Genomic DNA, 12,783 nt, shown 5'->3' on the forward strand with positions numbered 1-12,783 from the left:
TATATTTAAATTTATTTTCTCTAGCCAGAGATTTTCAGTGAAAACAAGGCGAATTTACGCGTCAATAGCTGGCCTATTGCAAGTAAATTCAACGCAGTTAGCGCTGAAAGTAGCTGCTTGAGATATATTTATTATCCAAAGTTCAGGTTACTTATATATGGCGATTGTATGCTTAATTTACAAGCTTGCAAGTGATTTAAAGCGCTATTTAAAAAATATGTCCCCCCCCCTTTCCCCCTATTTCACTGCCCTCATTAGTATAAAATTAAGGCAAAAAAAAGCGCAGTAAATAACTGCGCTTGTTACTGTTTAGCTAAATATTAAAAGCTAAAGCTTAATTTTGCATAGTAGGTACGGCCATCAAAACCATAAGGTACGGCACGTAATGGGTATTTAAATCCGCCATTAGAGATAAAGTTAAGTACTTCATCATCACCTAATTCATCTGGCGTTTCGTCAAATACGTTATCAGCACCAACCGATACAGCAAACGTATCGTTAATTTGGTAAGTCACGTTTAAATCAACCAATACTGCTGACTCAACCGTGCTGGTAGGCTTAAACGAACCCGTAGGTGATAAAAACCCAGGTAACGAAATATGGTCGTTAGCAAAGTATTTAACATCGGTTTCGCCAAAGTAGTTAAAGCGTATCATTGAACTATAAGCATCGCGCTCATAATCAAAGGTTAACGTACCACGCTCACCTGGTTGGCCGTCCGTTAAAAAGCTGCTTTGTATATCATCAAGCGCGACATTTTTTGGAATACCAGGTGCTGCATTTACATTATCAATTTTAGTTTCGTTTAGGTTACCCGCAAAAGTAATACCTAAGTTACCACCGTCCAGTTCAGTACGGTAAGATGCAATAATATCAACACCTTGCGTAGTTGAATCTAAAGAATTTGAGAAATAGTTTGCTTGCACTGCACCGGTTGCTTGTAATGCAGCAACTGCCTCTGCACTAAATGCCACATCATCTGCTGATAATAAACTACCTAGCGTTATACGGTCTTTAATTTCTACGTGGTAAAAATCAACCGTTAACGAAAGCTCGCTGGTTACATCATAAACAAAGCCTGCGCTTAAGTTTTTAGATGTTTCTAGCTCTAAACTATTAACTCCTAAAGCAGAAGGAAATGCCGAACCTGTGGTTGCTGTAAACGATTGGCTTAACGTGCCGTCTGAGCCTAAGTTAGTGGTAAATGCTGTATAGCCACTTTGTTGTAACGACGGTGCTCTAAAGCCTGTTGATGCTGCAGCGCGCACAGCAAAGTCATCATTAAATTCATAACGCGTTGCTAATTTACCAATTAAATCATCGCCTGCATCCGAGAAATCTTCGTAGCGAAGTGCGCCACTTACGTTCCATGCATCGGTGATCATGGTTTCTGCATCTACATAAAATGCATAGCTGTCGCGGCTTTGTGAGTTTGACGCTTCAGGGCGCAAACCGTTATAAGCTTGAAAACCACACTCTGCAAATTGATTAGGATCGTTAACTGACGGATACGAGGTATCCATATTAGCTAAACCACACGCATAAGAAGCTTCTTCCCCTGGGACTATTTCGTAATTTTCTTTACGGTACTCTGCGCCAAACGACAAATAAAGAGGCTCACTACGACCAATATCTATAATGCCATTAATGTCGGCATTAACTGTAGTTTGATCAAAACGGAAACCACCTGAATACCCACCACTTGGGCCCGCATTAGCCGCTATATCAGCGTCACTCGCATTTGGGTTATTAGCAACATACTCTGCCGCATACGAGGCATTAATGCTGTTACGTGAAGTAAAGTCGTATTGGTTTTCACCATACACCGCCGATACATCGTATCCCCAGTCGGTATTAATTTCGCCTTTAAGTCCAAGTGCAAGTGAAATATCTTGTGCTTCGTTAAAAATCTGCGGTAAAAAACCATCTGCGTATACTTGAGTTACGTTTTTGCCAGCTTCATTAAAGTTTCGGTAAAAACCATTACCTAAAGCGGTACGTTCAGAATAGCCACCAAATGAGTAAAGTTCATTATCGCCACCAACTGGCAGTGCCATATTATAAAATAGTGAGGTAAATTCGCTCTCTGCATTACCTTGGCTCCAGCGTACATCTTTAGAAAGCGTACCAGGTGCTACATCAAGTGAGCCGCCAATATCGCGCTCTGCACGGTTAGTGCTTTGTGCATCACGGTGCTCAAGTGATAGGTTAATAAATCCACCTTCGCTGCCTAAATCAAAACCACGATTTAAGCCAACCGATACTGTTTCGCCATCGCCTTCGCCGGTTTCGCTATATTGTACATAACCTGTAGTAACGCCGGTTGAATTGTTAAGCGATAAGTTAATAACCCCTGCAATAGCATCAGAGCCATACTGTGCTGCAGCGCCATCGCGTAGTACTTCAACACCTTTTAAAGCAACTAGCGGAATCGCATTCATATCGGTGCCCGCTGAACCACCACCAACCGTACTGGTTAAACCAAAAATGGCTTGATTATGACGGCGCTTACCATTTATTAATACTAGTGTTTGATCTGGCTGTAAACCACGTAAAGTGGCAGGTCTAAATAAATCAGAGCCGTCAGATACTTGCGTACGCGAAAAGTTAAATGAAGGTGCGGTTGCTTGTAAGCTTTGCCCAAGTTCGGTAAAGCCACCTTTATTTAGATCGTCCGCGTCAATTAAATCAATAGGAGATGAAGATTCAGTAGAAGTACGATTAGATACGCGTGATCCTAATACTGATATTTGCTCAATATTTTTTACAGCTTTAACCGGTGCTTCTTGTGCGTTAACCATGCTTGGCGCGCTAAAAGCAAAAGCAACGGCAACAGCGAGTGTGTTTAAACGATATGTTGACATAGTGACGACCCTGTTTTGTGTTCTTATAATTTATAAAAGGTTGTTACATACAAACCTTGCTGCTAACATCCTAGCAACATATGCAAATAAAAAGATACTAAAATGCATAAATAATTAGTCTATGTATGCAAATAACTTCTAAAATAGAAAATTAACACCTTAAATAGATTAAAATACCAGCAACTCGGCATTTTATTTTAAATATTAAAAAGTTAACGTATTGTTTACACTGACCTTCAACTCACTGACTGCTCATTTTACAGCCAAACCATGGTTACTTAGCTTTACAGCCTGTAACCTGGTGTTTACAGTGCACTAAAATGGCAGGTTTTTTAGTTTTTATATAAAAAGTAATAACCTCAAAGTATCTAATCGTGCTGATTTTTTAAAATTATAATTAAAACAACTAAATGATTGATCTAAACAGTGCTTTTTTTCGTTACACTATGCCTTAATAGTTATTTCTGAATATTTTGCTTGAAGGAGCATAACGTGTCGCGATTTTCTGCCGTTACCGATAATCCCCATGATGGGCGTTTCAATCAAAAAACAGGCATATTACTCACCAACTTAGGCAGCCCTGATGCGCCAACAGCAAGTGCTTTGCGTACTTATTTACGTGAGTTTTTATCAGATCCACGTATTGTAGAAATACCACGTTTTGTATGGATGATTATTCTCCATGGTATTATTTTACGTATTCGCCCAAAACGCTCTGCCAAGCTTTATGAAAGTATATGGACCGAAAACGGCTCACCACTTACCCATATTACTCGCCAGCAAAGCCTAAAATTAAATGCGCTATTAAAAGAGCATGGCTATACCAATACCGAAGTGGTTATGGCTATGCGTTACGGCAACCCTTCAATTGAAGCTGGGTTGGAACAACTTCGCGATAAAGGCCTTACGCGCATAATTGTATTACCGTTATACCCACAATACTCAAGCCCAACTACGGGCTCAACCTTTGACGCGGTATCAAACGTGCTGCGTAAATGGCGCTGGGTTCCTGAGCTGCATTTTATAAACGGCTATCACAAAAACACGCGTTACATAGAGTCGTTAGCTAACAGTATTAGCGAAGATTTAGCAGCCAATGGTATGCCACAAAAACTCGTTTTTTCGTACCATGGTATGCCTAAACTATTTTTAGAACGAGGCGATCCGTATCACTGTTTATGCCTACAAACCACACGTTTAGTAATCGAAAAGCTTGGCCTTGATAAAGACCAAGTAATAAGTACCTTTCAAAGCCGCTTTGGTAAAGCAGAATGGTTAAAGCCTTATACCGACGCTACCCTTGAAAGCTTTCCTGCACAAGGCATAAAAGATATTGCCATAATTAGCCCCGCGTTTAGTGCTGACTGCTTAGAAACCCTCGAGGAGTTAGAGGGCGAAAACCGTGAAATTTTTGAACATGCCGGCGGTGAGAAATACCGTTACATTGCTGCACTAAACGAGCGAGACGATCACATAGACGCCATGTTTGATATATTAAAACCAATGCTTTAAAGGCAGTAAAAGAGCAGATTTAGGTATCAGGCTTTAGGCTCGAAGCCCTTCGCCTCTTTGTGCATAAATCACTTAACGATCTTTTGCACAAAGAGCAGACAATGAGAGTGAATGAGCAAATATAAAATACATCGTTCTTGCCATTATCATTCCTCTAAAAGCGCAGCGTCTCATACTCTCTTTGTGAATAAGTGGGCTTAAATACTTTTGCACAAAAAGTAGACAATGAGAGTAAATGAGCAAATATAAAATACATCGTTCTTGCCATTATCATTCCTCTAAAAGCGCAGCGTCTCATACCCTCTTTGTGAATAAGTGGGCTTAAATACTTTTGCACAAAAAGTAGACAATTAGAGTGAATGAGCAAATATAAAATACATCGTTCTTGCCATTATCATTCCTCTAAAAGCGCAGCGTCTCATACCCTCTTTGTGAATAAGTGGGCTTAAACACTTTTGCACAAAAAGCAGACAATGAGAGTGAATGAAAAGACACATATAAAATAGATATCAGTAAAAGAAGAAATCTAATATCAGAAAAACATTCGGGCTGCGCCCACACGTGAGCAGCATAGCTGTTTATTTTGCCCTTAGATCGTCGCCCAAATCCTTTTTCTTCTCTAAAGCGCAGCGTCTCATGCCCTCTTTGTGAATTAATAACTTAAAGAGCCTTTGCTCTAAGCTCGATGCCCTTTGCCCGATGCTTTAACCCTTACGGATAATAAATAGCGTTAATACGCCGGCTATAATTCCCCAGCAAGCTGAGCCTACCGACCACAGGGTTAAATCTGACGCGGTGACTAAAAATGTAATTATGGCGGCTTCGCTATATTGTGAGCTATGCAGTGCTTGCTGCAGGCTTGAAGCAATAGTGCCAAATAATGCAATACCCGCTAAAGCTAAAATTAATGCTTGCGGTAAGCTGGCCACTACGGCTACTAATGTTGCTGCGCACAGCGCCATAATAATATAAAAAACGCCACCGGCTATGCTCGCCCAATAACGTTTATCGGGGTTTTTATCTGCATCTTCACTCATACAAATGGCGGCTGTTATGGCAGCCAAATTAATTGAATAGGTGCCAAATGGCGCTGTTACTAAATTAATAAAACCCGTTACATTAAGTGACGCCGAAATTGGCGCTTTATAATTATGGGCTTTTAGTACTGCAATACCGGGTAAGTTTTGTGAGGTCATGGTTACTATATATAAAGGAATACTAATACTAATAAATGCCTGAAAGTTAAAACTTGGGGCTATATAAGCAAAACTACTAGCTTGCCATTGCAAGTTGCTGGTATCAATATGGCCCATATTCCACGCCAGTAATACGCCGGTTATTAGTACACTTAACATAGTAAAACGTGCAAAGTAACGTTTACCTATGCAGTAAACTAATACCATTAAGCCAATCATTAACGGTAATTCGTTCATAAAGTTAAATACGTCAATGCCAAAAGTAACTAATACGCCCGCAAGCATGGCACAGGCAAGCTCACTGGGAATACGGTTCATAACTTTTTCAAACCAGCCCGTCACTCCCGATAAAAATACCAATAGTGCACAGAGCATAAATGCCCCTACGGCCTCATTTAGGTTATAGCCATCGGCGGTAGAAATTAGCAGTGCAGCCCCTGTAGTCGACCACGCAATTAATATAGGCACTTTATAATAATACGATAAAATAATAGAGGTGCTGCCCATTACTAAGCCCAGCATTAAAATCCAGCTGGCTACTAACTCAGGCGTGCCACCAAGCACAATAACCACCTGGTAAATCAGTGCTACTGAGCTGGTAAAGCCAATAATAACGGCCACCAACCCTGCCATTACACGGCTAACTAACTGATCAATCCCTGCCATAAGTTTCTCTATATATTATTGTTATATTTTTAACATACGTGGCAGTTAAATACTTTGCAATTAGCAAGAGGTCTAATTTGAGTGAAAAATAGTCATGTCAGTTTACAGGCATAAAAAAGCGGCTAATTAGCCGCTTAGGTATTATGTAGTTTACAGCCTAAGCTGTTATTTTTTAGACTACAGATTAATGCACTATCATTTTTCGCTGCACAGCGGGCATTAAGCTTTTACCGTCGCCGTCGGTTTTACTAAGTAACTTTAGCCCCATTATTTTTGCCAATACCGGGTAAATATCTAAGTTATTAACTTGCTCAATACTCATACCCTTTTTAAACGCAGGGCCAACAGCTAAAAAGGTTGCTGCCATATCATCGGTATAAGCATAACCGTGGGTGCCTATAGGGCCTGCTTTTTCTGAACTAGCAAATATTGCTGGTGCCGTTGTTTGCACTACAATATCGCCTACACGGGTGCCTTTATTATAATGATAGCCCGCTAACTGCTCAGCCGTTAATACCGTATAACGTCCTTTAGCTGCTTGTTGTAAACGCGCTTTATAGCCCTCAATATCGGCATTAACCGCCTCAGGTTTTGTATAAATAAGTAACCGCGGGCCGGTATTTTTTACTAAAAAGTTGTCATCTTTAGGTAAACTACTAACTAATATACTTTTAGCTGGATCAAGCTGCGCCATACCATGATCCGACACTATCACTAAGTTTACTTCTTGATCTAATTTGCTTAAACGCGCTTGTAACTGCCCCATTAACTCATCGAGTTGTTTAACTGCATCGCGCGTTTGAATCGCATCGGGCCCATATTTATGTCCCATGCTATCTACCAATGAAAAATAACCTGCAACAAACCGCGGGCGCTGCGCTTTAGGTAAACTTAACCACTGCACTATTTGATCAACCCGGTCTTGATAGTCACTATGCTGCGAGTAATGAAAATAGTAGTCAGGGGTCATGCCGTTAAAACGCGCATCCGACTCAGGCCAAAAATAAACTGCCGATTTAAGTCCCTGCATTTTAGCCAAGTTCCACAACGGCGTACCGCTAACCCAAGTACTATCGGTAAAGCCTTTGCCCATGCTATAGCATTCATTATTACGGGCTTTATCACAAAATCTATTGTCAACAATGCCATGATTAACAGGGAGTAAGCCGGTAATAATTGAAAGATGGTTAGGAAACGTTTTGGTAGGATAAACCGGAATCAACTTTTGCGCTCTAACACCGCGCTCACCCATTGCTTTTAAATTAGGCGCACCATGTTTTTCTATATAATCCCAGCGCATACCATCAATTGATATAAGTACTACCGTTTGCTCTTTTGCGGCAAACGCATTACTCATCCCTAATAAAAGGCAAACCGATATTGCCTTTACAATCCACTGTTTCATTTTAATACCCTGTTTAACATAACGTTTATTTATAAAATATGTGTGCAAATGAGCACGTTTGGCTCATCTCTACCAAAGCGCTAAAAATTAAAAGCTACGCTTTTCGCGCCAGCAAGCTATGCGCCTACAAAGTAACAGCGCGAGGTAAACTCCCGCCTATCTACAATCACCGCACTTGGCTAACCTTTACCTGACATCTAAAAACCTGCTTTGTAATTCGATCTTAAAGCAATATATTAATTTAAGATACAAACTGATAGATTAAAGCAAATTAATGAAAAACATATGACGATGCGCTAAAACTATGCCTGTCATCAGCTTAAAAAAGGACAAGATGATGATCGATTTTAGTAAAAAAATAACCCCCGCACGTATGTATCGCACTACCGCTAACTTACAAATGGCACTAGAGAGCGATCGGGCCCGAATTATAAACAGCGCCGCTATTCGTCGCCTACAACAAAAAACCCAAGTGTTTCCACTAGAGCGCAACGCCGCGGTACGTTCTCGCCTTACTCACTCGTTAGAAGTACAACAAGTAGGGCGCTTTATAGTACAACGTATTTTTGCATCACTAAGTTATCAGCAGCTGCAAGACTACGGACTCACCGAGCTAGAGCGGCCGTTAGAAAGCCTAGTTGAAATGGCCTGCCTAATGCACGATATAGGCAATCCGCCGTTTGGTCACTTTGGTGAAGCCGCCATAAACCATTGGTTTAATAATAATTTAGCAAGTGTAACCCCCGAGCGCTGTAAACAGCCTAATTCTGGTATTGGGGTTGTTTTTAAAAGCCTAGCACACGACATTTGCAGCTTTGAAGGCAATGCCCAAGGCATACGTATTATTCACTCATTACAATTACTTAATTTAACCTACAGCCAAAGTGCCGGTATTTTAAAATATACCCGCCCTGCAGGGCTCGACAAAAAAGAGATACCACAAAACAAAAATTATTTAATGAAAAAGGTCGGTTACTACTACAGCGAAAAAAAATTTGTAGAGGCACTGCAAACTGCGCTTGAAATTCAGCCGTATTGCCGCCACCCCGCAAGTTATATTATGGAAGCTGCCGATGATATTTCCTATTGCCTAGCCGATATAGAAGACGCCGTAGAAAAAGACATAATAAGCACCGAACTATTATGCCAAAAGCTTAAAAGTCATTATACAAAAGTACTTATAAACCTCACTATCGACGACAGCCAACATCAAGACTTTGTAAATAAAGCCGTAGACTACGCACTTGAGCGTGCCAACGCACAACCTTATAATTTTAATAGTGAATTTTTTATATACTTACGCGTAGCGCTGCTGCATCCGTTAGTTAATCATGCGGCTAAACGCTTTATTAAACACATAGAACCCATTTATCATGGCGATTTTAATCAAGCACTACTTGAGGATCGCAGCTATTTACACGCACTCACCATAACCCTTAAACAAGTGGCGCTTGAATATGTATTTTCAAACAAAGAAGTAGAAAAACTCGAACTACAAGGCTACCGCATTATTAACGGCCTGCTCGATTGTTACAAACCACTGCTATTATTAAGCAGTGACGATTTTAAACGAGCGCTCAATGGCGATTCACGCTTATTAATAGAATCGCGACTGGTTAAAAAGCTTTCTAAAAAGCACTTAAACAGCTATCAGCACGCCATAGATGCAATGCAAGAAGAGCCTGATCACTTTACCGCCTATGAGTTTTATTACCGCTGCCGGTTAATTCAAGATTATATAAGCGGCATGACCGATCAATTTGCCTACGACGAATATCGCAGCCTAATGGTAATTGAGTAGCCCACAGTAGATATATTTTAAATTAGCGCTTAAAATCAAACTATTGATGCTTAAGCGCTACTGAACTTTATGATAAAAATACTCACACGCCTGACCCTTTGTATTGCCCTATTTTATAGCTTTAATAGCGCAGCCTATAACCAAGCTATGTGCATACTTATAAAACAAGAAATGCAGCAGCACAGTAATAACAAAACGGGCCGCAGCTACCGCAATGCCGCGCGCGACTATAATAAAAATTGCAATAAGCCGGCAGTAACACCAACTCAGCCAAAACCTAAGCCACATGCTATTGTTAATGATCCAGAGCCGCAGAAGGCACTGCCCGAGCCTATTACTGAGTCGGTTAAAGCGCCTATTGTTGAGCCTTTAAAAACACACTCTGAGACAGACAATACCGCGAGTATTAATACCGAGTTACAAGCAAGCCCTAGTCAAACAAGCCAAGTAACAACTGATGAACCCGTTGCTAATGTAAAAAGCTCAGATATAAAAAGTACTGATGTAAAAAGCACTGATATAAAAAATCCTGTGGCTGAAAGTACACAGGCAAACACGACAGAAATAAGCGCAGAGCCCATCGCAGCAGCACAAAAGCCGGCAAATATAAAACCTACGCCAGTATCAAAACCAAACACCGAAAGCGCCGCCTCACTACTGCTACCTAGCTTATTATTATTGCTAATAGTACTTATTGGCGTAATGGTTTTAGTACGTATGCGCCGCTCTAAACAAAGTAATTCTGAGGTGGCAACAGTACTGCCAACGAGCCCAGCTGTTACCACACCCGCTCCTAAATCAGTAGTTAAACCAGCAGTTAAATCAGTAGTTAAATCGGCAGCTAAGCCAAGCCCTAGCGCCGTAAATACGCAAAATACGACAACAGCACAAATTGCGGCAGAATCTGTTTCAATGCAGCAAATTGATGCCGCGCTGGCAAAACCACAAGCAAGTACTAGCGAGCCAGAAACCGTAGCTAAAACAACAAATACAACATTTAGTAATGAAAAACCCAAAACAAAAACAAAAGCAGAGCCCAATACCGCAGAGTTTGAAGCCGCGGCTAAAAACACCTTAGAGCGAATAAAAAATGCCAGCGACTTTGCCGAGCCAGAAGTACGCATGTTCGATCCCGATGCACCACTGCCTACTAAAAAGCAGCGCCAACAACAGGTTACTCAACAAGCGCCAGCAGCAATTAATGATCAAACGCCAGCTCAAAATGCAATTGAGCCCGCCAATATCAGCCCAGAGCCAATTATTGCGCAGCAACCAACAACGAATATACACCCCCCTGTAAACAGCACCACAGAGCAAGCAACTTCATTTAATACCGAGCACGAATTTAAAGAGCCCGAAGTACGTACTTTCGATCCCGATGCACCGCTACCAGGTAGTAAAGCAAAGCCTGTAATAAAAGCAGATACAAACCAACAGCCAGAACCAGTAGCTGAGCCTAAAGAGCAAAATGTGCAAATAGACAACAGCAACCCATTTGCTAACCTATCGCTGGATGATAGCTGGGATCCAAATTCATCGGTAAAACCTAAAATAGCAGAGAAAAAACGTGAACCTAAATCTCAAGCCCTGATCGAAGCCGAGCAGCGTGCTAAAAATATGCAAACTAAAGAATAGAGTTAAAGGTTTTATACATTGGTAAGTTAAGTGCCAATATAAAATCGCACCTACAAGTAAATCCAAGTACCAAGCTTGATAGGGCGTATTGACCTTGATACGACCCTAGTGCGGTTTACTTTATCGGGGTCGTATCATCTATCTAAAAGCTAAAGCCCGACACCTAAAAGCTGCTCTTTTGCTAAACCTTACCCTCTAACTTTTGCTGCTCTGCGTGTGATGAGCTTACAAGCTGTTTAAAGTAATCGCTTTGTGCTGCGCTCAGTGGCATTTTTTTCCATTGTGCAGTGAGCTCAGTGGCGCGCTGCCCTACCCAATCACTGTGATCCTGATTATTAGCGACAAGCTGCGTCAACATAAGCCCCGACGGAGTTAGCTCTGGCTGTTGTAATAATGGCTTGTAGTGTTGTATCGCCTCACTGTAGCCGCTACCAGCTTGATCAAGTAACTCTGCTATAGCATCTAGCTCTGCAAATAGCTGTTCGCTCCAAGCACTGCGACTAAGATCACCATTAGCAGTTTCTAGCAGTAAATCAGGGCATCGCCCCTGCTCGGTCACACGGGTATGATTGCGTGCCAAGCGCTGTTGTTCTTGCTCGCCAATTTCTGGGCTATCTTGTAATAAGCAAAACAGTAAAAATGTATCTAAAAAGCGAATTTGAGTGTCATCAATACCTAGCGCCAACATGGGGTTAATATCGAGATTACGTACTTCTATGTATTCAACCCCGCGATCGTTCATAGCCTGCAGTGGTGTTTCACCCGCGTGAGTAACACGTTTAGGGCGAATATCGCTGTAGTATTCGTTTTCAATTTGTAAAATATTATCGTTTAGCTGACGTTTTTCACCATTTACCTCAACCCCTATACGCGTATAAGGTGCATGTGGCGTGTGAAGCGCTTGTGTTAAATCGCGGCTATATTCAGCTAAGTTATTGGTACTTACATTTAAACTCGCTTGGGCATCGTTTTGATAGCCAAAACCACTCATTCGCAACGAAGTTGCATAAGGCATATAAAGCGTATCGCTGCCCAAACTGGCTAACTGATGCGCGCGGCCATCAACAAACGAGCGGCTTAACGCAGGAGATGCACCAAATAAATAAAGCAATAACCAACCATAGCGACGAAAGTTACGGATCAGCGCAAAATACTGAGCAGAACGAAAATCAGCAAGCGAGTCTTGGTTACCCTGTAGAGTTTGATACCCCTGCCAAAAGCTATCCGGTAATGAAAAATTAAAATGAATACCCGCAATACTTTGCATAATACGCCCGTAGCGCATATCTAGCCCACGACGATAAGTGTGCTTCATTTGTCCTTGCACCGAGCTACCATATTGAGCAATAGGCACACTATCATTACCTTGAAGCGCACACGGCATACTTGCTGGCCATATATTTTGCGCGGTTAGTTCAGTGGCAGTATAACGGTGCAATTGTTGTAAAAAGTCGAGTGTGTCATCAATACTTTCAACTGCTGGGGTAATAAACTCCAATAACGACTCTGAGTAATCTGTAGTGATATGAGGATGAGTTAGCGCCGAGCCTAAATTATAAGGATGAGGGTTTTGTGCCAACAAACCATCTGTAGTTACTCGTAAAGCTTCCTTTTCGATACCCCTTTTAATATGTGCCAATGGTTGGATCAAATCAGCATTGGCTAACTGTGTTAGGCGTGGAGTTAGGGATAACGTCATAAAAA

7 protein-coding genes are annotated in these 12,783 nt (G+C 41.4%); 3 read left to right on the plus strand and 4 right to left on the minus strand.

Going from position 1 to position 12,783, the window contains the following annotated elements:
- Positions 1–320: 320 nt before the first annotated feature.
- Positions 321–2,864 (minus strand): TonB-dependent siderophore receptor, encoded by a 2,544-nt coding sequence (locus H5058_RS10585; RefSeq protein WP_182678106.1) that lies wholly within the window; start codon positions 2,862–2,864, stop codon positions 321–323.
- 492 nt (positions 2,865–3,356) lie between these two features.
- Between H5058_RS10585 and hemH the strand changes: the two genes are divergently transcribed.
- Positions 3,357–4,376 (plus strand): ferrochelatase, encoded by a 1,020-nt coding sequence (gene hemH / locus H5058_RS10590; RefSeq protein WP_011329752.1) that lies wholly within the window; start codon positions 3,357–3,359, stop codon positions 4,374–4,376.
- A 704-nt stretch (positions 4,377–5,080) separates the two neighbouring features.
- Here the strand turns inward: hemH and H5058_RS10595 are convergent.
- Both H5058_RS10595 and H5058_RS10600 read right to left on the minus strand, forming a co-directional pair.
- Positions 5,081–6,238 (minus strand): benzoate/H(+) symporter BenE family transporter, encoded by a 1,158-nt coding sequence (locus H5058_RS10595; protein WP_089369059.1) that lies wholly within the window; start codon positions 6,236–6,238, stop codon positions 5,081–5,083.
- A 184-nt stretch (positions 6,239–6,422) separates the two neighbouring features.
- Positions 6,423–7,643, minus strand: a complete 1,221-nt coding sequence (locus H5058_RS10600; protein ID WP_182678107.1) for an alkaline phosphatase family protein — start codon at positions 7,641–7,643, stop codon at positions 6,423–6,425.
- 334 nt (positions 7,644–7,977) lie between these two features.
- Here H5058_RS10600 and dgt point away from each other — a divergent pair, with 334 nt between their 5' ends.
- Both dgt and H5058_RS10610 read left to right on the plus strand, forming a co-directional pair.
- A complete protein-coding gene (dgt, locus tag H5058_RS10605; RefSeq protein WP_182678109.1) occupies positions 7,978–9,444 on the plus strand; it encodes a dGTPase in 1,467 nt (488 codons plus the stop codon).
- Between the two features lie 69 nt (positions 9,445–9,513).
- On the plus strand, positions 9,514–11,079 hold the full coding sequence (locus H5058_RS10610) for a cell surface protein (protein WP_182678111.1): 1,566 nt from the start codon (positions 9,514–9,516) through the stop codon (positions 11,077–11,079).
- A gap of 181 nt (positions 11,080–11,260) precedes the next feature.
- On the opposite strand, the gene gshA is transcribed toward H5058_RS10610, so the two are convergent.
- Positions 11,261–12,778: a glutamate--cysteine ligase gene (gene gshA, locus H5058_RS10615; protein ID WP_179808334.1), complete on the minus strand. Its 1,518-nt coding sequence runs from the start codon at positions 12,776–12,778 to the stop codon at positions 11,261–11,263.
- Positions 12,779–12,783: the final 5 nt, after the last annotated feature.

Origin of the sequence: Pseudoalteromonas sp. SR45-4 (genome assembly GCF_014163535.1) — a bacterium.
GTDB classification, from domain to species: domain Bacteria; phylum Pseudomonadota; class Gammaproteobacteria; order Enterobacterales; family Alteromonadaceae; genus Pseudoalteromonas; species Pseudoalteromonas nigrifaciens.